17 protein-coding genes are annotated in these 23,941 nt (G+C 40.9%); 12 read left to right on the top strand and 5 right to left on the bottom strand.

Annotated elements, in window-relative coordinates; translation table 11 throughout:
- Positions 1-44: 44 nt before the first annotated feature.
- The 10 genes from GPUN_RS08710 to GPUN_RS08665 all read left to right on the top strand — a co-directional run bounded on the left by GPUN_RS08710 (position 45) and on the right by GPUN_RS08665 (position 11,946).
- Positions 45-2,495: a TonB-dependent receptor gene (locus tag GPUN_RS08710; RefSeq protein ID WP_202946224.1), complete on the top strand. Its 2,451-nt coding sequence runs from the start codon at positions 45-47 to the stop codon at positions 2,493-2,495.
- A 355-nt stretch (positions 2,496-2,850) separates the two neighbouring features.
- On the top strand, positions 2,851-4,836 hold the full coding sequence (locus GPUN_RS08705) for a tetratricopeptide repeat-containing sulfotransferase family protein (protein WP_006005700.1): 1,986 nt from the start codon (positions 2,851-2,853) through the stop codon (positions 4,834-4,836).
- Positions 4,837-5,250: 414 nt separating this feature from the next.
- Positions 5,251-5,733 carry a Fe-S cluster assembly transcriptional regulator IscR gene (gene iscR / locus GPUN_RS08700; protein ID WP_006005697.1) on the top strand — a complete coding sequence of 161 codons (483 nt, stop codon included), beginning with the start codon at positions 5,251-5,253 and terminating at the stop codon, positions 5,731-5,733.
- 171 nt (positions 5,734-5,904) lie between these two features.
- Complete coding sequence (gene sufB / locus GPUN_RS08695; RefSeq protein WP_006005694.1) at positions 5,905-7,341, top strand: Fe-S cluster assembly protein SufB; 1,437 nt, start codon at positions 5,905-5,907, stop codon at positions 7,339-7,341.
- Between the two features lies 1 nt (position 7,342).
- Positions 7,343-8,104 carry a Fe-S cluster assembly ATPase SufC gene (gene sufC, locus GPUN_RS08690; protein ID WP_006005692.1) on the top strand — a complete coding sequence of 254 codons (762 nt, stop codon included), beginning with the start codon at positions 7,343-7,345 and terminating at the stop codon, positions 8,102-8,104.
- Positions 8,101-9,360: a Fe-S cluster assembly protein SufD gene (gene sufD / locus GPUN_RS08685; RefSeq protein WP_006005690.1), complete on the top strand. Its 1,260-nt coding sequence runs from the start codon at positions 8,101-8,103 to the stop codon at positions 9,358-9,360. The genes sufC and sufD overlap by 4 nt, the downstream gene beginning before the upstream one ends.
- Complete coding sequence (locus GPUN_RS08680) at positions 9,357-10,574, top strand: aminotransferase class V-fold PLP-dependent enzyme (protein ID WP_006005688.1); 1,218 nt, start codon at positions 9,357-9,359, stop codon at positions 10,572-10,574. Before sufD ends, GPUN_RS08680 begins: the two co-directional genes overlap by 4 nt.
- Positions 10,575-10,582: 8 nt before the next feature.
- Entirely contained in the window at positions 10,583-10,939 is a 357-nt protein-coding gene (locus GPUN_RS08675) for a HesB/IscA family protein (RefSeq protein ID WP_006005685.1), read from the top strand.
- 26 nt (positions 10,940-10,965) lie between these two features.
- Positions 10,966-11,499, top strand: a complete 534-nt coding sequence (gene sufT / locus GPUN_RS08670) for a putative Fe-S cluster assembly protein SufT (protein ID WP_006005683.1) — start codon at positions 10,966-10,968, stop codon at positions 11,497-11,499.
- A gap of 39 nt (positions 11,500-11,538) precedes the next feature.
- Positions 11,539-11,946, top strand: coding sequence for a SufE family protein (locus GPUN_RS08665; RefSeq protein WP_006005681.1), 408 nt, complete (start codon positions 11,539-11,541; stop codon positions 11,944-11,946).
- A gap of 185 nt (positions 11,947-12,131) precedes the next feature.
- Here the strand turns inward: GPUN_RS08665 and GPUN_RS08655 are convergent, their stop codons facing one another.
- The 4 genes from GPUN_RS08655 to GPUN_RS08640 all read right to left on the bottom strand — a co-directional run bounded on the left by GPUN_RS08655 (position 12,132) and on the right by GPUN_RS08640 (position 16,759).
- A complete protein-coding gene (locus GPUN_RS08655; RefSeq protein ID WP_006005677.1) occupies positions 12,132-12,977 on the bottom strand; it encodes a hypothetical protein in 846 nt (281 codons plus the stop codon).
- Positions 12,977-14,122: an ester cyclase gene (locus tag GPUN_RS08650; protein ID WP_006005675.1), complete on the bottom strand. Its 1,146-nt coding sequence runs from the start codon at positions 14,120-14,122 to the stop codon at positions 12,977-12,979. The genes GPUN_RS08655 and GPUN_RS08650 overlap by 1 nt, the downstream gene beginning before the upstream one ends.
- 65 nt (positions 14,123-14,187) lie before the next feature.
- The gene (locus GPUN_RS08645) at positions 14,188-15,141 is read right to left on the bottom strand and encodes a nuclear transport factor 2 family protein (protein ID WP_006005673.1); all 954 of its coding nucleotides are present in this window, start codon (positions 15,139-15,141) and stop codon (positions 14,188-14,190) included.
- Between the two features lie 7 nt (positions 15,142-15,148).
- Complete coding sequence (locus tag GPUN_RS08640; RefSeq protein WP_006005671.1) at positions 15,149-16,759, bottom strand: sodium:solute symporter family transporter; 1,611 nt, start codon at positions 16,757-16,759, stop codon at positions 15,149-15,151.
- Between the two features lie 298 nt (positions 16,760-17,057).
- Between GPUN_RS08640 and GPUN_RS08630 the strand changes: the two genes are divergently transcribed.
- Positions 17,058-18,080, top strand: a complete 1,023-nt coding sequence (locus tag GPUN_RS08630; RefSeq protein ID WP_006005668.1) for an ester cyclase — start codon at positions 17,058-17,060, stop codon at positions 18,078-18,080.
- 368 nt (positions 18,081-18,448) lie between these two features.
- On the opposite strand, the gene GPUN_RS08625 is transcribed toward GPUN_RS08630, so the two are convergent.
- Positions 18,449-20,869 (bottom strand): TonB-dependent receptor, encoded by a 2,421-nt coding sequence (locus GPUN_RS08625; protein ID WP_006005666.1) that lies wholly within the window; start codon positions 20,867-20,869, stop codon positions 18,449-18,451.
- Positions 20,870-21,457: 588 nt separating this feature from the next.
- Here GPUN_RS08625 and GPUN_RS08620 point away from each other — a divergent pair.
- Positions 21,458-23,863 carry a TonB-dependent receptor gene (locus GPUN_RS08620; protein WP_006005664.1) on the top strand — a complete coding sequence of 802 codons (2,406 nt, stop codon included), beginning with the start codon at positions 21,458-21,460 and terminating at the stop codon, positions 23,861-23,863.
- Positions 23,864-23,941 lie beyond the last annotated feature (78 nt).

Here is a 23,941-nt window from a genome sequence, read left to right as displayed (position 1 = left end):
ATTAAAATAATGAAAAAAAAATAATAAAAATTAGAGGTATGATCGTGTTTAATAAAACCAAACTAGGCTGTGCAATTGGTGTTGCCATGGCTACAATTGTCAATTCACCGTTTGCTTTTGCAGACATTGAAACAGTGATGGTAACGGCTTCAAAGCGTATGGAAAGTGTGCAAGATGTGCCAATATCTGTTCAAGCTTTAAGTCAAGAGGCCTTAGAGCAATTGCGCGTATCAAAATTTGAAGATTACATTGAATTTCTACCTAGCGTAAGTGCCGGTGGGCGTGGACCGGGTCAATCTGAAGTTTATATCCGAGGCGTTGCCTTAGATGCAAATGGTATTATCGGAGCCGAGTTTTCACCTGCACCTAATGTTGGGTTTTATCTAGATGAACAAGCAATCAGCCTGGGTGGACGCAATCTTGATGTGTATATTACCGATGTTGAACGTTTAGAAGTATTAGCTGGTCCACAAGGCACACTATTTGGTGCGAGTGCTCAGGCTGGTGCGGTTAGAATTATTACCAATAAACCAGATACATCTGAATTTACAGCGGGTTTTGATCTTGATTATTCACAAACAAAAGGGGGAGATGACAGTGGCGCTGTGGAAGGTTTTGTCAATATCCCAATTATTGATGATGAATTAGCAGTTCGCTTCACCTATTTTAATGATCGCCAAGGCGGGTTTATTGATAATGTGCTAAATACATTTACAGTCAATCCTTCTGTCAATCCTAACCCTAATCCAGATTTTTTTAACAATGGTGATATTTCACAAGGTTTGGAAGATCAGTGGTTAGACGCAACCTTTACCGAGGTTGATAATAGTAAATTTGTTGAAGATGATTTTAATGATAGTAAATATGTTGGTGGACGTGTCGGCATTCAATGGGAAGTGAACGATGATTTGAGTGTATTAGTACAACATACTCATCAAAACTTAGATGTTGATGGTGTTTTTGATTATGACCCTACTTTGGGTGAACGTAACGTATCTCGATTCTCTAAAGACAGATTGGATGATGATTTTGATTTAACATCATGGTCAATAGAAGCGCGTATTGCAGAGCTAGACTTTGTATATACCGGTGGTTATTTGGACCGAGAAGTTCAGCAATCTATAGATTATATTGGTTATAATAACAGTGGTGGTTTTGCTTCTGATTATTATACTTGTACCTACGGGGTTGTTAGAAATTGTCTTGATCCTAATAAACGTTTTCTTGCAAATGTTACTAATACCCGTGAAACTCACGAATTTCGTGTAGTCACGTCATCTGAAAATCGTTTGAGTGCAGTCGTTGGCGTATTTTATGATGATCAAGAGATCACCCATGTTGGTGATTTTGATTATGCTGCAGCACCTGAACTTGGTTTTTTCCCAAACCGAGCGTTTCCTGATGCTACCGCAAATGATTCAGATTTTAAGGATGCTACCGTTACGTTTATCAATGATTTAACACGTAATGAAAAGCAGATTGCTATTTTCGGTGAAGTATATTTTGATATTACAGATGATTTAACATTAACGCTTGGAGCTCGATATTATGAGCTTGAAGCAACCTTTAAGGGATCATCTAGTTTTGCAACGACTAGCGCTTTTGGTGCGACAGAAGATGCCCCTAGCTATGGAAGAAACTATGATACTAGCTTAGCTGAGATTAGTCCTTTAAAGCAGGATGGTAGTATTGGTAAAGTGACACTAGATTATCATTTAAATAAAGATGTTTTATTTTACGGTACGTTTTCTCAAGGCTATCGCCCTGGTGGGTTTAATAGACTGTCTGGCCCAGCGACGAATACCAATAACTTACCTCAATTTGAAGGTTTTGTTGTACCTGCAACCTATGAAAGTGACGATTTAACCAACATGGAATTTGGTTGGAAAACAACCTTAGCTGATGGTAATTTACGATTTAATGGTGCTATTTATAAAATTGATTGGTCTGATATTCAAATCGCTGTTCTTGATAATACCAATATTAGCGGCCTAACGTTTACTAGTAATGTAGCTGATGCAGAAATTACTGGTGTAGAATTTGATTTAACTTGGGCAGCAAGTAATAACCTAACACTGTTTGGTGCTGTATCTTTTAATAATTCTGAAGTCACAAGCCTTAATAACGGTATTGATTTCACTCTTGCGCCTGTTGGTAGCCAACTGCCTTTAGCACCAGAGTTACAATATAGCTTACGTGCCCGATACGATATGACCGTGATGGGTGACATTGATGCTTACGGGCAATTAAGTGCACAATATTCTGACGAAAGTTTCAGTTCATTACAGTCAGATGTACGCGAATTACAATCGAGTTACGCTGTTGCACATGCATCAATTGGAGCTAATTATGAAGAATTTGGTGTTGAATTATATGTTGAAAATTTAACCGATGAACTGGTTGAAAAACATATAAATACCCAAGATGATATTAGACGAATAACGGTTAATCGTCCTCGTACTATTGGCCTACGTTTCTCTTACGACTTTTATTAATATTTAGAAAAAGTTACGTTGTTATGAGGCGATTTATTTTTAAATCGCCTTTTTGTTTGCCTAGCGAAGCTGGTAAATCCGTCAGGTTGAAAGAAACCTGAGTCCATGGCGCAATAGCACCAGTCCTCTGACAAGTTATGCCATGCCAAACAGCTGGTTCGACGAAATAGGATTATATCCCGTAGGCGAAGTGAAAACAGGTGTTCTTGCTTCTAATTACTAGAAATAGTAGATTGCATGAGCCTTATCGAGGTACGTATGTTCGGTTCTGCGAGAGGAATTAGGCATAAGCCTTACCCTACTCGATTATAATAATATGCAATGATATTGATATACAGAAATTGGAGCAAAATGTATGAGTGCCTACTTACCCTCAGACAATATAAGATCAGAAAAGATTATTGAACAAGCAAAGAATTTATTACAAAAGCAACAATACATTGAATCTATTGATTTGCTTAATGGCTTGCTAACGCAAGCGCCCGATAATGTAGACGCTTTATATATTGTTGCTGTTTGTCAACGATACTTAAATCAAAAAGATAAAGCGTTATCAGTATTAAAACAGCTTAAATCTTACCATCCAAATTATGCACGGGCTTTTCAAGAAGAAGGCCATAACTACCGTTCTACTGATTATTTTGCTGCTATAAGATCGTTTGAACAAGCGATATTACTCAACCCTACATTGATAGCAAGCTGGAAATCGTTAGCTGAATTACACAAGATTCAGGATAACAAGGTGGCATCGAATGAAGCTTATACACAATATGCATATTGGTCTAACATGCCAAAAGAGTTACTTAGTGTTAATAGCTTTTTGTGTGACGACAAGCTAGCTAAAGCAGAAGATCTCTGTCGATTCTTTTTGAAAAAACATCCCAAAAATGTAGAAGCTATGCGTTTGCTCGCTAGCATTGGTGTAAAACATAAAGTGCTCGATGATGCTGAGTTTTTGTTAGAGAGTTGCTTAACGTTTGAACCCAATTTTCATCAGGCACGCAGTGACTATGTTAATGTTTTACATAGAAGACAAAAGTATCAAAAAGCACTTGAACAAGCTGACATTTTGCGTAGGAGCGCTCCAAGTAATCTTCGCTATCAAATGATCTTTGCTAATGAAAATCAAGCGGTAGGTAATTTCGATAAAGCACTAGATGTTTATAAAACCTTATTAAATAAGATACCTGATGATTCGGGCGTGCTCATTATGCAAGGTCATGCTTATAAAACAATAGGCCAAACAGAAAATGCTATCATTGCTTATCGACAAGCTTGTATATCCAAAGAAAATTTTGGTGATGCATTTTGGAGTTTAGCAAACCTAAAAACTTATCATTTTACTGATGAAGAAATCGTTAAAATGCAAGCGCGTGAACAGGCAGAAGAAACACTATTTGAAGACCGATTTCATCTCTGTTTTGCTTTAGGTAAAGCGTTTGAGGATAGAGGATCTTATACGGATGCTTTTAGCTATTACGAACGTGGTAATGCGTTAAAGAAGAAACAACTAAATTATAGTGCGCAGCAAATAGCGTCGCAGTGCCAAGCGCAAATAGAGGTGTGTAAACCAGCGTTATTTAGAAATAAAGTGGCGCACAGTTGTCAAGCAGCCGATCCAATATTTATTGTCGGATTGCCACGTTCGGGATCGACCTTACTTGAGCAAATATTATCATCACATTCTCAAGTTGACGGCACGATGGAATTACCCAATATTATGGCTTTATCACATAGACTCAGTGGTCGACGTAGTATTAATGATACGAAGCGATACCCTAAAGTGCTAGAAGAACTTTCTGCTGAGCAATTGAAAAAATTTGGTGACGCTTTTATTAAAGATACACAGGTTCACCGTAAAGAAGCGCCTTACTTCATCGACAAAATGCCTAATAACTTCAGACATATAGGCCTTATTCATTTGATACTTCCTAATGCAAAAATTATTGATGCACGTCGTCATCCTCTAGCTTGCTGCTTTAGTGGTTTTAAGCAGTTATTTGCAGAAGGTCAAGAATTTAGTTATAGCCTGGAAGATATAGGTCACTATTATAATGATTATGTTCAATTGATGGACCACTGGGATTCGGTTTTACCAGGCAAAATACTCCGTGTGCAGTATGAAGACGTTGTTGCTGACTTAGAAATGCAAGTACGCAGACTTCTTGAGTTCTGTGGGTTGCCATTTGAGGAAAATTGTTTGAATTTTCATAAAACAAAACGTTCAGTGCGAACGGCAAGTTCAGAACAGGTGAGACAACCTATTTACAATAAAGGATTGGAACACTGGCAAAAATTTGAAGAATACCTAGAACCACTTAAGAATGTACTTAGAGTATAAGTTTAGTTCACATTTTAATGTTTAGAGCGTAAGCGTCCGACCAATTACATCTAGTCTAGCGTAACATTCCATGGCCTTAGACTTTTTGCGTTGCAATCCGGCTCGATAGATTTTTCTAGCACATGCATAAGATAATCGAAGGAAATAAGCCCATTTTCTTTCGCGGTTTATACCGAATATAAAACTATCCCAAATGCCCTAGCTCGACATGAATAAAACGTTGATGCAGCTTCTGCTTGGCCACGTTAGACCCTCTAAAGATATGATACAAAAATTAGTTCGTGTTTAAATTAAGCAGACGAGTCAGTAGTCATATCAATTACATTTACAAGTACTTGACCAAATTAGTAGGTTAAATACTTGACCATTTTGGTCGGGTATGGCAATATCACTGTTTTAAAAGCTAGGAAAATTATGAAGCTTACTTCAAAAGGTCGCTATGCGGTAACTGCTATGCTTGACGTAGCGCTACATTCAAAACATGGTCCTGTTTCACTAGCCGATATTTCTCAACGCCAAGACATATCTTTGTCTTATTTAGAACAGTTGTTTGCAAAGTTAAGGCGTTCTCAATTAGTCGGCAGTGTGCGTGGCCCCGGTGGCGGCTATGTGTTGACTAAAGAGCCAAGCCTTTTATCAGTTGGTGAAATTATAGGTGCGGTCAATGAAAATATCGATGCAACTAAATGCAGTGGTAAAGCGAACTGTTCAGGCGGCCAGCGTTGCTTAACGCATCACTTATGGGAGAGCCTAAGTGATCGTATTAGTGATTTTTTAAATGGTATTTCGCTCCACGAACTAATGCAACAACGTGATGTAAAAGAAGTAGTCGGGCGTCAAAACTGCTTTAAAACAACATCTAAAGAAACAAATATTGATGTGATTAACTCAGTATAATACTGGCGAATTACATTTATCGTAAATAATCAATAACAGCTAAAATCATCACTATTCGTGAGCGTATGAATCTTACAACTCAGTTACCGTAACAAACAGTAAAATGAAAGTGAAAAATAGGCAGTAATAGATAGCATATAATTTTAATCTAAGTAAAAGTGGGATCAAAATATGAGTGAACAGATCGAACAAGCATTGGACCGAAAGTACGAAGCCGGTTTTTATTCTCAAATTGAATCAGATACCTTCGAAACTGGTTTAGACGAGTCCGTTATTCGCCGCATCTCCGAAATGAAAAAAGAGCCGCAGTGGATGCTCGATTGGCGCTTAAAAGCTTATAAAACGTGGCTTAAAATGGATGAGCCTGACTGGGCTCACGTAAAGTATCCTAAAATAGATTTTCAAGCAATATCGTATTATTCTGCACCTAAAAGCATGGCTGATAAGCCTCAATCGCTTGACGAAGTTGACCCAGAGTTATTGCGTACCTATGAAAAATTAGGCATTCCCTTACACGAGCAAGAAATGTTAGCAGGCGTGGCAGTAGACATTGTTTTTGATTCGGTATCGGTAATTACTACGTTTAGAGCAAAGCTAGAAGAGTCTGGGGTTATTTTTTGTTCTATTTCAGAAGCGTTGCATAGGTTTCCTGACTTAGTGAAAAAATATCTTGGCTCAGTAGTGCCGCGCGCCGACAATTATTTTGCCGCATTAAACAGTGCAGTATTTACGGACGGCTCTTTTGTTTACATTCCTAAAGGGGTCAGATGCCCGATGGAATTGTCTACGTATTTTCGAATTAATGAAATGAACACGGGACAATTTGAGCGCACACTTATCATTGCTGAAGAGGGAAGCCACGTAAGCTATCTTGAAGGTTGTACTGCGCCTCAGCGTGATGAAAATCAGTTGCATGCTGCTGTTGTTGAATTAGTGGCACTTGATGATGCAGTCATTAAGTACTCTACGGTCCAAAACTGGTATCCAGGCGATGAAAATGGCAAAGGGGGTATATTTAATTTTGTGACCAAGCGCGGTATTTGTCATACCAATGCAAAAATATCATGGACGCAGGTTGAAACTGGCTCAGCGGTTACCTGGAAATACCCTAGTTGTATATTAAAAGGTGATAACAGTGTAGGGGAGTTTTATTCAGTAGCGCTTACCCGAGGTTATCAACAGGCTGACACCGGCACAAAAATGATACATTTAGGCAAGAACACACGTTCAACCATCATCGCAAAAGGGATATCAGCCGGAAACAGCAACAATACCTATCGCGGCTTGGTTAAAATGGGGCCAAAAGCAGACGGTGCGCGCAATTTCACCGAGTGTGATTCTTTGTTGATTGGAAACAAATGCGGTGCGCATACCTTTCCTTACATAGAAAGCCGCAATCCTAGCGCCATTGTCGAACACGAGGCAACGACCTCGAAAGTCAGTGACGAGCAATTGTTTTTATGCCGCCAGCGTGGATTAAATCCCGAAAAGGCCGTGTCGATGATTGTGAACGGATTTTGTAAAGAAGTATTCAAAGAGCTGCCGATGGAGTTTGCTGTCGAGGCAGGTAAATTGCTTGAAATTAGCTTAGAAGGGTCAGTTGGGTAATATGTTAAAAATTAATAATTTGCATGCAAGTGTAGAAGATAAAGTCATTTTGACGGGTTTGAATCTAGAAGTGAAGCCTGGTGAAGTTCATGCGATTATGGGACCAAACGGTGCTGGCAAAAGCACCTTAGGTTATGTATTGTCTGGACGCGATGGATACGAAGTTCAACAGGGTGATGTTAGCTTTAAAGGCGAAGATCTTTTTGAAATGGACATTGAAGAGCGTGCCAGTAATGGTTTGTTTTTAGCTTTTCAGTATCCGGTAGAAATTCCTGGCGTAAGCAATATGGAGTTTATGAAAGAGTCTGTTAATGCAACTCGCGAGCAACGTGGTGAAGAGCGGCTGTCGGCGACTGAATTTTTGAAGAAAGCCAAAGAAGCCTGCAACCAGGTCCAACTTCCTTTAGATTTCCTAAAGCGCGGCGTAAATGAAGGCTTTTCAGGCGGCGAAAAGAAGCGTAATGAAATCATGCAGATGATTTTGCTGCAACCTTCACTTTGTATTTTAGATGAATCTGATTCTGGTTTAGACGTCGATGCATTGCAAGTTGTCGCAAATGGCGTAAATAGCCAGCGCGATAGCACGCGTAGCTTTATTATTATCACGCACTATCAACGCCTACTAGACTACATCAAGCCTGATTTTGTGCATATTTTAGCAGACGGCAAAATTGTTAAAACTGGTGATGCATCACTTGCCCTTAGGATCGAAAAAGAAGGTTATGCTTTCTTAGGTAAAGAATATGAAGGAGCAAGCGCATGAGTCAATGGCTAACTCAGGTCATTGATGATGCAAAACGTGTCGACGATTTTTTGGCTCCTATGCGTCAGCAAGCCCTGTCTAAACTCCAAACGCAAGGTTGGCCGCATGCGCGCAGCGAAGAGTGGCGTCTTACACCACTAACTTCAATAAAAGAGCGTACGGTTGAGGCGAGTTCCGTTGCTGTCAATTACATTGTGCCGCAAATTAAAGGCCTAAACCCTATCGACTTGGTGTTTGTTGATGGTGTACTTGTGACTAATTTAAACGATATAAGGTTGCCCACTGGTTTAAGTGTTCATGCACTTAGTGATGCGCCAAGCGCCGCACAAACAAAAATCACGGCGCTATTTGGTCATGTTAAGCCTACTCGTCATGTATTCGGGTTAGTTAACGACGCCATTTGCCAGCAGGGTATTTATATTGAAGTTGACGAAAACTGCAGTATTGATACCCCACTACGTATCGTGAACCTTGCGACTAAAGACTGTGATGCACACACTCGTGCTTTAGTTAATTTGGGTAAAAACAGTCAGCTTAAAGTCATTGAGCATGGCAGCGGAAGCGCCGCTAGTTTTACGACCGCATTTGCTGAATATGCGATTGGTCAAGAAGCAAGACTTGAGCACTATCGCTTTGCTTTTTTTACTGGCGCAGCAAAACAGGTGGGCGGCAGTCATTTTAGTTTGCAAGACAAGGCTAATTTGAACAGCACACTTGTAGCTTATGGCAGTGAGCTGTCGCGATTAGACGTTGATATTATTCACGCTGGTGAGCACGCTAATGCCAAGATGAATGCTATTTATTTATTGGCTGAAGGTGAGTTCTTTGATTTGCATTCGACCATTGAGCACGCAATGCCAAATGGTACGACTGAAGAAAATGCAAGAGGTATTATTGGGGATCGCGCGCGTGCAGTGTTTAGTGGCCGCATTCATATTCACCGAGATGCTCAAAAGACCTTAGCTGAACTCAATAACCGGAATTTGCTGCTGTCGCGAAGAGCAATGATTAACACTAAACCAGAACTTGAGATTTATGCTGATGACGTTAAGTGCGCGCATGGCGCTACCGTTGCAGAAATAGAAGAACAGGCGCTGTACTATTTATTAAGTCGCGGAATTAAGCGCTCAAAAGCTTTGGTTATGCTGAATTTTGGCTTTATCCAAGAGTTGGTAAACGACATAGATAATGAGAATATTCGCACGTGGCTTTCACCAATGCTAAGTGAGCGTTTTGCCAGTATGGAGGTTAAATGAGTTTTGATGTAGCTGCTATTCGAGCGCAATTTCCACTATTACAGCGTGATGTTGGTGGTAAGCCTCTGGCTTATTTAGACAACGCTGCTACCACACAAAAGCCGCAGGCGGTGATTGATGCGCTTATTGATTTTTATACACAATGCAACGCAAACGTGCATCGTGGTGCGCACCATCTGTCTGATGAAGCGACGCGTCGGTATGAAAAATCGCGCGATATCATGGCACAGTTCCTTAATGCCCAGCATCGTGAAGAGGTCATTTGGACCAGTGGAACAACCGAGGCAATCAATTTGGTTGCCAATGGCGTTGGGCAATTATTCAAAGCAGGTGACGAGATTATTGTTACCGAACTTGAACACCACGCCAATTTAGTCACATGGCAGCAGGCGTGTAAACGCAGTGGCGCCACTTTAAAAATATGCCCTATTTTTGATACTGGCGAGTTAGATATAGATGCCTTTGATGCCTTATTGAGCGAAAATACACGATTAGTGGCGCTTCCTCACGTCTCAAATGCATTGGGTACAATTAATCCTATCGCGCATATATCGAAAAAAGCGAAGCAAAAAGGTGCATGGGTGCTGGTCGATGGCGCACAAGGCATAGCTCACGGTGACGTGGACGTGCAGGAAATTGGCTGTGATTTTTATGTGTTTTCAGGGCATAAATTGTTTGGCCCCACAGGAATAGGGGTGCTTTGGGGACGAAAAGAATTACTCGAAATATGGCCGGTGTGGCAAACCGGCGGCGAAATGATTAGTGATGTTAACTACCAAAATGCAACGTGGGGTGATTTACCTAATAGGCTTGAAGCAGGAACTCCTAACATTGCAGGCGTGATTGGTTTAGGCGCAGCGGTCACTTGGTTCTCAGCCCTCGATATGAAAGCAATGCAAGCTCATGAACAAGATTTATTAGAGTATGCAACAAATTGCGCCCATAAACTTGAAGGGATGCGTATAGTAGGAACCGCGCCTAATAAAATAGGCGTAATGAGCTTCCAATTAGATAATGCCCATCCAGCGGATATCGGGTTTATACTAGATAAACAAGGTGTGGCAATACGCACTGGCGACAACTGTGCACAACCTTTAATGAAAAGATTGGGTTTGCCGGGAACCGCACGCGCGTCTTTTTCTATTTATAATACTCGCAAAGATATTGACCAATTATTTGAGGCTTTAAAAAAAGCCAAACAAATGTTGGCTTAGGAGACACCATGACCGTTGAAACTTTTATACCTACTAAAAAAGTCATTTCGCTTACCGATAGCGCCATCCGCCATTTTGAAGGTAAGCAAAAAGCACAGCCACAGAAAATCATTCGGTTTTCTACCAAGCAAAGTGGCTGTAATGGCTACGCTTATGTTCTTGATCATGTTGATAAGGCACAAGAGAGCGACGAGCTGCTCAGATTTAGTGACTCTTTAGAAATAGCTATTGATGAAAAAGCCATAAAGTTGCTGCAAAACACCGAGATTGATTATGTGAAAGAAGGTGTAAATGGCATTATAAAATACAATAACCCGAATGCATTAAACGAATGCGGCTGCGGCGAAAGTTTTAACGTGGAGTAGCAAAGCATGTTTGGGAACAAAAAATAATGACCCAGAAAATGGTTGTCACAGAAAGTGACTGCAAAGCGCGCCTAGTGCCGGTAGGCACACCGGCGATTATTCCTGAGGGTGAGTTTGTGACTATTACGCAAGACCTTGGGGGTAACTACACGATTACATGGCGCGGTAATATGTATCGAATAGATGGTACCGACGCACATGCGATAGGCCGAAAGACCTTAGCGCTATCTTTTGACCCACGAAGTGATGGCAATATAGATAAAGACCAAGTTTGGGAGGCCCTTCAATCAGTATATGATCCAGAAATCCCTATTGATTTAGTGTCTCTGGGCCTTATTTATGATGTGAATATTGATAACGAAAACAGTTGCGTTAATATCGAGATGACATTAACAGCGCCTGCTTGTGGCATGGGCCCTGTGCTAGTGGGTGATGTTGAGTATCGCGTAGCAATGGTACCAAATGTGGATAGCGTAGCCGTCAATTTAGTGTTTGATCCGCCGTGGTCTCGGGAAATGATGAGTGAAGAAGCCCAATTAGAAGCGGGCGTATTTTTTTAAAACGATTTCAAAGATTTTGTATAGACCCAAGGAATATAAATGCAGTTACCAACTAGCACCGAAATCGTCGAAGACTTAGCGTTTTTTGATGATTGGGAGCAGCGCTATCAATACATTATCGATTTAGGTAAGCAAATTCCCGGCTTGAGCGCAGAGGCAAAAACATCTGAAAAGCTCGTTAAAGGCTGCCAAAGCAACGTATGGTTAGACTACCATCTGCATGATGCAAAGTTCCAGTTTGATGTTGACAGCGATGCAGTGATTGTACAAGGCTTACTAGTGCTAGTACTTAGTGCATACCATGATAAATCGGCCCACGAGATCCTAGACTTTGATATGGACGCATATTTTAAAGCCTTAGACTTAGAGAGACATATTACGCCAACCAGAGGTAATGGCTTACGCGCGATAGTAGGTAAAATTCGACAAATAGCGAGTGTGGTATAAACAAGACTGGTATCTAAACTTTTCTAGAATAACTTATCCTGCTCATTTTGATTATGCCGTTACCATTATTGGCCATAAACAAGATTATTATCAAAACTTGAATGGGGTAAACGCCAAACTGCTTACCCCTTCTTCAAGCAACCGTTATGTGCAGTGCAAAGACTCTTTTTTATGTGGCACTAAGCTTATTCAAATAAAGTACTAAGTGGGAAGCTTTTGTTAAACGCTAACACGTCACAAAGCGTTGTTTCGTTTGTAATATGATTACTTTCAATTTTTAGTATGGAAATAAAAGGTAGTCTAATTTTATGACTACCTTCATCTCCATCTAGAAACCACTTAATTGCAACATGTTGGCCATCTATTGCAATGTCCTCTAGCTGAGCAAAGGTCCTGGTAAGTTTGCTTGTTTTTGATAATACATATTCAAATAATAGGTCTCTATTTAGGTGGGTCTTGTGACCGGACAAATTAATAATGGCATTCTCACTATAAATTTTGTCTATATTACTCAATTGGTTTTGACCCCAAAGTGCCCACCAAGCGTCGAGTATTTCAGCCTTTTCAATATGCTTACCAACTAACATTGACGGCCATGCAATATCGTTTTGCAAGTGGTCTTGCTGATCGTAATCAGATATCATTAGGGGGTCTGATGCGGGCAAGCTAGCGCTGACTTGTTTGCGTTCATGTTGACTAGCAGTAGCCAATTGAACAGTATCAACGATTGCCTTTACTGATTTAATCATTAGATGATTGGTTTCTAGCCAAAACACGTAATTGATGGTGACTTTGTTATTTATTGGCTCGAAGGTCAGATGAATAATACAGTGATTGCCTTGCTCAATTGTATGATGATCTACTACAGTGCACTTTCCGGCAAAGCTTAACCAATGTGATAGAACAGTGTTTAGTTTTTCTGAACCGTAGAGTGTTGCGTTGTGTTGCGACCAATAAGCACTATGTAATAGCTTAGAGTTTAGGCCAGCTAAATCGCCTTTAGTAAATGCGTTAATAATTGAATCTAGCATTATTTTGCCCCGCTATTATCGTTTGTGCTATTAAAGTCTCTTATAAGATTCGCATAAGCAGCGACTTCATCAAATACCGTCCACTCTTGAGCAATCTTTCCGCTGACTAAGCGCAAATGCGATGCCGCCAATATAAAAAAGTTTTGTCCACAGTATGCAGACAGTTTTTTGTCCTTTGAAGAAAATGTGCCGGTTAAAGACCACCTTATTGCAATATCAACAACATCTGTTTCTTGTTCGAAGGGAACAGCACATACGTGGTCGCAGGTAGCTTGTGCGTCTGGACAGGAAGCTAACCATTGGATAATAGTTCCTTTGATACCAGGAATACCCACTGCTTGCCGGCCACCTGGCCATTGTAATTTTGCATTTATGTGATAAAAGACATTGGCTTTGCCAAAGTTTTTTTGATTAAACAGGGTATCAAGCCATTTGCTGCTAAATTCAAGGACCGCTTTATCGACAGGTGTTTTGTACTGATGTTCACTTTGCTGCTGTGCTCTTACTCGGCATATTTCAGCTTGGCGCCACTCTTCAAATTTTGGATGTGTAGGAATTTTTGCGAAATGTTCGCTAGCATCCAGCACTTCAATTCCTAATTGTTTGACCAAAAAACTGTTATCGCGGACTAACCATTCATATACAATCTTGTTTTCAAAGCAGACGCAATCTGCAATCGTAGTTACACGTCCAGTTTTGTGTGTAGCTTCACCAAATTCTGATAGCCCTTTGTTGGTCATGATGCTCGTAATTCTGTGTGAAGAGTAATACCCCTGATCGGGTCCAAGGTCCCGCCAAATTACATTTTCACCAATGAGCGAACGGTCTGGAAAAGCGCTAATAGTTTGCAATGTTCCTGTGACTACGCTTGATACGGCATCCGCATAAGCGCCCAAAGTATGCACGGGGCAATATTCCGCATAATAATTGTTGCATAAACCCACATTTTTTTGTTCCCATATTCGATGTGTTATACGAATAATGTAGTCGACAATATCAATAAACTCATTATCAAAGCCTTCTAAAGTTTGGCTTTTGGGAGCGGTCGGGTTTAATAACGCAGGCAAATTTTTCCAATATAGTTGTGTCACGTTGCTTTGTGGCAAAGGCATAATATTGTTAGTTAGCGCTGTTTTGTGATTCATAATTTATTACTTTCTCTACAAAAATAGTCGTTTGCCTAAGTTAACTTAAGCTGAGGTAAAGCTGATTAGAGGCTTGATTTCATGTCAGCAAAAATATCTAGTCCCATTTGCTTGCATATATGAATAATATCAATTCCTACCCAATTTTCTTTTAACAACTCACCGTCGCGTCGCCATATATCAATTACTCTTAATTCAAGCGTTTTGTTGGTAGGTGGTAATCCTAACCAGCCACCTCCTGAGTGCGTACCGTGCATATGTGGCCAGCCGCCAGTTGCCACATAATTGCCTTTTTTAACAATGCAGGCTTTGTGGTCTACCACACGGTCAGGAAAACTAAATACAAAGGGCCCTTGGTGATGATCGCGAAAACTCTTAATACCCTTCGTTGTGCCAATGCCCGCTGGCCCGAACCAAATAAAGTCTTCATGCCAATAATTATCAAGTTTCATACTCAACAATGACTTTCCGTCGAACTTACCTAGCTCGTCAAGCATGTTTAAAACCAACTGCTGGGATTTATCCGCTTCAGATTTATTGACTTCAATAGGCGATAATCCGTCCATTGTGGTGGGCGGCATAATCAGCCCGCTATGGCCCATACTTTTGCGCAATGGAAAAACACCCACTTGCTGCATTACATCTAAAAAATCGAAAATAATGTAATACTCGGCAATTTTATGTTCCGTTATTTTGACTAGTTCGGTAAAACGTAAATATAAGAGTTTACCGGTGGCCGGAATACCTAGTAAATCCTTTACGAAAACACCGCTAAAATATCCCGTCGCAGCAATCCAACGAGCGCCTTCATAATCACTGTCAAACTCAATGAATGCTTTACGTTCTAAGTGTTCAAAAGAACTTGTAAATAGTGGCCAATAGTCTTTTTCGATGGCCTCTATGCCCACTATTTGATCGATAGGATAAGAAGCATTTAGCACAATATTGTCATCTACTATAGTGCTAAGCGATTTGCCTGTTTCTAAACTGCGATAAAAATTATCAATAATTGAGTTCATGTACACATTACACCATATATTGGAAAGACCATAGGAACACAATGGTCAAAATAAAGAACGCAAACAACCAGTAGTTGATACGATCAACTCTACCTGGCACGCGATACCAGCCATTTTCTTTTTCATCTAAACCTTCTCGAGCAAACTTCAATTGCTGACCTTTGACAGTGTATTCAGACAGTTCGGTTTGCTTCCCGTCAATAATTCGACTGGCAATTAAGGTCATTACTATATTTGCTGAAGCGCCGATCAGGCAATACCATGGCCAGGCGATATCGGTACCTAAAGCCACCGCAGCCACCACCACAAAACCGGCGAATGTGCCCACTAATAGTCCATTTTCGGTTGCTTGCTTAAAGAAAAAGCCTAAGGCAAACATGCCTAACTGAGCGCCTACAAAATAGGACCCTACTTTACTTAGCACTTCTAAAATTGAGCCTGAACTGTGTAAGTGGTACATAATGGCAGGGAAGATAATTAGTAGTGCCCAAAATAAGGTGAATAAGCGAGTAGCCTTTAGGTAGTGAGCATTGGTTTCGTTTTTCCTAAAGTATTTTTTATAAAAATCAAGAGTTGAAATAGTGGATAGTGAATTAAACGCAGAATCGAGACTCGACATAGACGCAGCCATTACTGCTGCAGCAATAATTCCCATTAAACCAGGCATGCCATAGTCAGCGGCGAATTGCAGGATAATCGTATTGTCATTTTCAAATGTGCGGCCTTCGTAATAGGTGTAAAACAAAACACCTAAGACGATAAAGAAGAAATAAATAAAGAAAGCAGCAAAACCCATTAACAAGTAGGATTTTTTAGCATCGCCTATATTTTTTGCGGCAAGAGTGCGCTGAACCATCATCTGATTCGTTCCATATACTGTGGTGTGGTAGAGCGACATAGCAATTATCCCGCTCCAAACCGTAGTGGTAGCAGTGAAATCCCAATCAAAATTTAATGGGTCTAGTTTGCCTTCAGCCTTTAATTGCGTAAGTGAGTCAATTACCGATACATCAGCTTCAGTTACAAGGGCATAAAAGATGATGCCGGCACCTGCAAATAAAATGATCGACTGAATCACATCGGTCCATATAACAGCGGTAATCCCGCCTAGCACGGTATAAATAAGGGCGATGATCGTCACTATGAATATTGCTGCTATTACGTCTATTCCGGTTATAAAACTGAGTACAACAGAGGTGGCATACAAAACAGCTGCAGACGACATGGTTTGTGAAACTAACCAAATTGAAGAAATTAGTGCCCTTGCGCGTTTACCAAAGCGTTTTTCTTGATACTCATAAATAGACGCTACACCGGCATTATAAAAGAATGGGAAAAAGAAGATGATCACGGCCATTATAACTAGCGGATAATTAAGGTGTATCGCAATAACACTTATGCCGTCATTGTATGCCCAAGCCGGCGCGCCTAAGAAAGTCAGGGCGCTTACATAAGTGGCGACAACTGAAATACCGATTGCCCACCAGGGGGTGTTTTTTTGTCCTATATAAAAGTCTTGGTCGGTTTTTATTTTCTTCCCGATTACCAAACCCAATAGTATATTAGCAACAACATATACAATGAGGATACTCCAATTGAGGGCGCCGAATTCGTTCATAGTAAGGCCTCTAGGTGTTTTTTTTAGAATTATTATTTATATACCACAGGCATCATATTATTAATTGACTTCGAAGTCATTAGTAAATAAACTTTTTGTGTTAAACAAGGCAATTAGCCATTGGTTCAATACGATGTCAAGAACAGCTTCTATATTAAATCCACAAAAATAAAATCTACAGTCTTACTATTTATTTTGCTTGGTTTGTATAATTGCAATACAGCAGAGCTTATAAATAGTAGAAGGGATTTTAGTCAAGCTATTCAAAACGACATCGCACTTATTAAAGAGGTATTTAATGCAAACTGACCTAATAGAAAAACAACTTTACGAATGTAAACAAAAAATCAAAAATCTCAGCCAAGTTCAGTACAATTTTGAGCCTGATAAGGTACAGCAGTGTTTGTTAGATTTGTTTGCTACAAAAGCTAAAGTGCAGTTGTGTTTTCCTTTTGAAGATTTAAATGGAGCGGATGGTTTGTTCGCCGACGCTATAATGCCATTGTATCAATCAATGCCGAATATAGAGAGGCGAGATACAATTATTGTGTCGGGGATTACCGAAAATGGAAAGATTTGGGTTGGGTGCTGTGGCTATTACTGCGGTACATTTGAAAAGTCCTGGTTAGATATTCCAGCGACAGGTCATATAGCATCTTTAAGGTTTCATGAATTTTACCAATTTGAAGATAATAAGGTAACTGAGTACCAAGGCATTTGGGATATTCCTGAACTTATGTTGCAAGCTAATGCATGGCCACTAGCTCCCAGTCTTGGTCGAGAGTGGCAAGTGCCGGCGCCAGCAAGCTCAGACGGGATTGAGCGATCACGTTATGATAATGCGCAAACTCAGCAGACTAAACAAATTGTTAACGACATGTGTGGTGCACTTGGCAATTATGCCAGCGGTGGTGTAGAAGCGATGCAGCTAAATAAGTACTGGCATCCAAAATGTTCATGGTATGGTCCTTCAGGGATCGGCACAGGTCGTGGCATTAGCGGTTTTCGAGATTGGCATCAAATCCCATTTTTAAATGGCCTGCCAGATCGGGTTGGGGATCCTAGTAAGGGTCACCTATTTGCAGACAACAATTACGCTGCCTTTACAGCATGGCCGGGTATGTATATGACGGTAAGTGGTTCTGGGTGGCTTGGTATTGCCCCTTGCAATAAAAAAATTACCATGCGCAGTTTAGATTTTTGGCGCGTTGAAGGCCAGCTCATTCGTGAAAATTGGGTGTTAGTTGATTTGCTATCGGTATACGACCAAATAGGCGTAGACGTATTTGCTAGAATGCGGGAATTTAACAAAGCACGGTAATGTTTAAAAAACGGACAAAATGTAGATTTTACTTCGATGTCTGTAAGATAATGGAAAGCTTACTTTTCAATCACTTAGCTTGAAGTGCCCCTCGAATGTTAGACAAAACTTTCGAGGGGTTTTTTATGAGAAAATCAAAACATAATCTTCTTTTTATAATTCATCCTCTCTAGGGAGGTTGTGGAAGAGTTTAAGTGACAATGAAACCGATGGTTTGAGGCCACACAGGGAAGTCAGGCCCATTAAAATTAAAAGGCCTTACTCTGTGTACTGTACCCAGAATAAAACGTTGATAGCAACTTAGTTGAAGTGTCCACCTTAAAGGAGGCACTTCAATCCACGCTCTCTTTTTATTGCGATATTAGCGATTAGTAATGATATCTTAATTTCACACCGTAATTTCTAGGATGCAGATAACTGCCCTGTACTAAATTATTACCGCCAACATTCGTTCTAGCCAAGACCTCTTCGTCCTCAAGGTTTTCAGCAAACACTTCTAGTGAAAGGGTCTCATCAGTTGAGCGCCAAGTAATGCGCAGATCTGTCTTGGTATAGGAGTCTTGTAATTGACTTGCGTATGTTGATACGTCATCAGTATCATATTCCCCCGAATAGTAGAACTGTAAGTAAGGCGTTATTGTGCCTCTGTCGCCAAGATCAAACTCGTATCCTGCACCAAAGCTTAAGGTCATCTCTGGCGACCAAGGTGGGGTAATACCGTCCAGCACAAGTAGTCCGTTATTTACCTCAGCTTTTAGCGAGCCATCATTTAATTGGAAGGGGTTAGTCACACCAAAAGTGTCATATTCCGCATCCATCAAGGACAGTCCAGCATTGATAAACCAATTGTCTGCTGGCAACCAGTTAATTTCGGCTTCAAAACCAATAACGTCTGAAGACCCAGCATTTTCACTTACGGTTATTGCGGTAGACCCATCGCCCTCAGGGAATATCAAACGTTGGGTAACGAGGTCAGAAAACTCATTCATATAAAATGCAAAGTTCACCTGTAATGAGTTGTCTAAGAACCTGTTTTTCATGCCCACTTCCCATGCTTCTGACTCTTGCTGGTCAAATGAGCTCCCGTTACTGTTGAGACCTCCAGACAAAAACCCTGTAGAACCTGAGGCATAAAGCATGGAGTCATCGTTTAGATCGTAATTAAAGCCGATTTTCCAAGTGACAATATCAAAGGTTTCTGACCCAGACCTGTTTTGTGACACTGTATAATTAAATAAATCTATTGGACGTCCATTCAGACCAAACTCAGATACACCAGATAAGAAGCTACCATCGCTGGCTTTTGATGTACCGAAAGAGGTAGTGGTGTCTTTTTCTTCCTCGTTATATCTAATTCCCGCAATTAACGTTAAGGCATCGGAAACACTGTATTCCCCTTGGAAGAATAAACCCAAAGTAGTTACGTCAATTTCCTGAAAGTCGGTGTAGTCACTAAAGCTGCCATTTCCGAAGGGGTCGATTAACTCGGTACCATCAAACAAAGTAAAATCTCTACCTTGAGTATCGGTGAAGGTATCGAACGACGCGTTGGTTTGTGTTCTGAATTGGGAAAAACCAAAACCAATCTGGTCTTTTGAATAATAAGCGCCGGTGGTCCAAAACAGGTCACTCTCACTGTTGGAAGAAATCTGCAGTTCTTGCGTGACAGAATCAACCTCTTCGTCCCAATAATACACATAGCCAGGATTAGGGCTGAAGTCGCCATCGAAATCCAGCGCACTGCTAAAGTCTGTATAGGAAGAAATGGATTTCACGGTAATGCTGTTGAGGTCCCAGTTGAGCTCTAAGGTGATATTATCCTCTTGGTTATCACGATTGTTTTCTACGTCATAGCTGACCTCGTTAGGCCGACCGAAGGCTGAATCTGTGCCGGCTGAGCCTGGTGCAGGGTTGCCAGAATCCAAAGATTGTCCACGAAAATCGGTTATTCCATCCTGATTAACCGGAGCAGGTAAACCTTCTGCTGAGAATATACCCGGCGTTGTGCCTTTTTGATTGATAGAGGTGAATCTCAAGGTTGCATCAAAGGTTTCGCTTGGTTCCCAATAAGAGCTAAAGCGGTAGTTAAAACTGTCTTCTTGTCCAAGATCGCCAGCTGGCCCAATGTTTTTGATATAACCATCGCTGCGAAGAGTCTGTACCGCTACTCTTACCGCTAATTCATCAGTAATTGGCTGATTAATGAAGGTCTCAGTGCTTTGGCGATTAAATCGTTCGTAGCCAAGTTTGACTCCCATGTCAAAACCACTAAGCGATGCTTTATTAGTGGTTAGATTGACTGCACCGGCAAAGGTATTTCGTCCATAAAGAGTACCCTGAGGACCTTTTAGTACTTCTATACGAGCAACGTCAAAATACGCTTGTGACTGCTGTGACGCTCTAGGTCGGTAAACACCGTCGGCAAAGAAGCCTGCGATCGAAGAGTTATCCGCAAAGGTATTGTTAGAGTTAGCACCACGAATCGCAATTTTTGCATCTGACCCCACGAATCCGAAGGCAACTCCAGGCGTGATTAATTCGATACGGCTGATATCATCGATGCCATATCGCTGTATAGCTGCAGCGTTTAAGGCGGTTACTGAAATGCCAACATCCTGAAGGCTTTGCACGCGCTTTTGCGCGGTGACTTCGATGACTTCAAGGCCTACCTGATTGGTGGTTTCATTGGATTGTTCGTCTGACTCTTGAGCTACCGCCTGTTGGGCAAGCAGGGCGGTTAGTACAGCGGCACAAATTCGAGACCTTCTGTTATTTAAAATTACCATCATCTTTTTCCTTTTTATTATTAAATGTAAGCATTGTGAAACTTTCAGACGCTCGCTGACGCTAGCAACAAGTATTAGTGCTACAACGCTTTGTCGGACTGTGTATTTATTAGGCAGTGATTGTAGACTTCGAAGTCAAAATATGTCAAGCGCAGATTCAAGAATTGTTAACGCTAGTTAATTAATCCCGTCAGCTGGCAGATGCATAAAGATTAAGTTGGTCAAGCGCAGTACCTTGAAATGGAAGCTTGAGTTTCAATGTCATCTTTTATGTCATGTTCAATCCAAGCAGGGTGATAAAGACATGTGCAAGGTACTATTGGTAATTGTGCTACCATTTTTAAAAAAGCAGGCAGATGAAAAGGTTGACTTCGAAGTCTTTAAATATTCTTTATTATTTGTAATACCTTAATATAAAACTGATAAAATACCCCAATTAACACATTTTATTCAATTTTTTAACATATTTCCTATTGATTTAATGTTGAATTCGAAGTACTTTAAAATCCACAGTCATTATCGATTAAGGTTGATACAGTATTTGGCTGCGCGGGAATACAGTCAAATAAGAATTGCTTTAGGACGGAACTTATGAAAATAAAACTTAGCACATTAACTAAAACAACAGTTGCTCTAGCAGTCGCAAATGCTTTGATTTTTTCAAATGCATACGCACAAATGAATACAGAAAAAGAAAGTGAAATTGAAGTGATACAGGTAAGTGCAACCAAACGACTTACTAACATACAACAAGTGCCGCTAGCGGTTACTGCTATTAGCGGTAGCGAATTGGTAGACATGCAAATTAACGATGTCATGTCATTAGAAAAGGCCATTCCTGGCGTGACCGTAACCAGTTTTGGGAACAACCCGCAAATAATCTTACGCGGTGCAGGCAGCGCAGGTACCACCGATATCGCCGTTCCTATTTATCATAACAATATGTACTTACCTACCACCGGGCAGGCTTTAGCAGGTTATTTGGATATTGAACGAATAGAGGCATTACGCGGACCGCAAGGCACTTTATTTGGTCGCAACACCTTTGGTGGCTTAATTAATGTTATTACTAAAAAGCCTGACACTGAAGAGTTCGCATTCGGTGGCGCGGTAACGCTGGGTGATTTTGGCCTGATTAAAACCGAAGGTTTTGTAAATGTTCCGGTAAGTGACAACGTTGCTTTTCGAATAACCGCAGCCGATGAAAAACGCGATGGTTTCGTTGAAAATATTAATAATCCAAATGGCGACATAAAAGATTCTGATTACACCTATGTCCGTGGACAATTGTTGTTCACCCCAAGCGATACCTTCTCTATCAATTTGACCGCGTCGCATTGGAAAGATACGGGTAACGGCAGCTTAAATTATGGTTACAAACCGGGCGGTATTCCCATTGATAGAGACGATACTACCCGCATTAATGCAGCTGACGGATTTCTAGACCCGCGCTTTGGTGTTTATGAAGGCTGTGCCGATGGCTCACCTGACAGACCTGGGGGAAGAACTGTCTCTGGCGGTAACGTGTGTAACGGCGACCCATTCGCGACCATTGTACCCGGCGCAAGAACCATCGATTATGATTATACCCCTAATCGAGAGCTTGAAGAGACAGCGTTTTATGTCAATATTGACTGGGAAGTGGCCGATCACAGTGTAATGGTTAATGCTGCGGTATTTGACTATCAGTCACTTAACCTGATGGATGCAGATCTGTCTGGTTTAGCTTCTTGGGTAGATGGAAACTACAGCACAAGTAAATCAGAGCAACTTGATGTGACGGTTTCATCGTTATTTGATGGTCCACTACAGTATACTGTTGGTGTATATTATTTTGATAGCCAAGACCCAGAGAACACCTCAGCTTATCTTTTTGGTAGCTTAGTAGAATCTTACTCGGGTTATGCAGGTGCAACGCCAGAAACGCCATCTTGGGCATATTGGAATAGCGAAGGTCGTGGTGGTACTAAATCAACCGCTCTATATGGACAGGCCACCTATGCATTAAGTGAAAAATTGAATCTTACGGCGGGCATTCGTTATACTGAAGATGACCGAGAATCTCAAAGCGCCGATCCACTAAGTTTTGGTGACACTGCGGCTCGTTTAGGACCAGCATTACCAACTCGTACCTACGGAAGCCGTGAAGTAAAGCGAGGAAAAGACGACAATACTGACTATCGTTTAAGCGCAGATTATCACATCAACGATGATCTCATGGTATATGCAACGTATGCGACTGCTTATATTGCTGGATCTACAGATGTTGCTACTCAAAAGCTGCTCGCACCACAAACTAACAAAGCATTTGAAATAGGCGTGAAATCAACCTTACTAGACGGCTCATTGCGCTTAAATGCGGCGGCTTATAGCGGTAAGTTTGAAGGATTAACAACCACTGCTTTTATTGAACAAGGCACTACGGGTGTTGCGGTAGCAACACAAGTCCCTGGTGGCTCAATCCTATCACGCGGGTTTGAAATCGAAGGTTTTTGGGATGTAACAGATGTCCTAGTTGTTGATTTTGGTGTGTCGATTGATCTATCAGAGTATGACAAGTTTATTGTGGATGCCGGCAATCTTGTTTGGAACGGTGTGGCCCCAATTGGCTCAGAAACAATTAGTAACGCTATTGTGTATGTTGTTGATGGCGAAGATACGCCTTACACACCAGATATGACCATTGGTGTGGGTGTGTCTTACTTTTTCGATTTGGGTGACATGGGTACTATAAAACCGCATGTTTTCGCTTACTATAACTCAGGTTATATCAGTAACCGCGCGCCGGTATTTTTTGCTGACCAAGACGCCTATACTAAGATAGACCTTTCAGTTAAATGGGATTCTGTTGACGGTGATTATTCTGTGCAAGCTTACGTTAATAATGCTTCTGACGAGCTTATTAAAACCTACACTGAGATCTTTAGCCGCGCGAGGGTTGCATACGACTACAATTCTCCGCGTAACGTTGGTGTAAGATTTGCGTATAACTTCTAAGCTTTAAAGTTGTGCGAAGCTAGTATATATTGGCCTACGTTGTGTAGGCTTTTTTTTGACTGAATTTCCAATATAGCA

The organism is Glaciecola punicea ACAM 611 (assembly GCF_000252165.1).
Lineage (GTDB): Bacteria > Pseudomonadota > Gammaproteobacteria > Enterobacterales > Alteromonadaceae > Glaciecola > Glaciecola punicea.
This window is presented reverse-complemented; position numbering and strand designations above follow the sequence as displayed.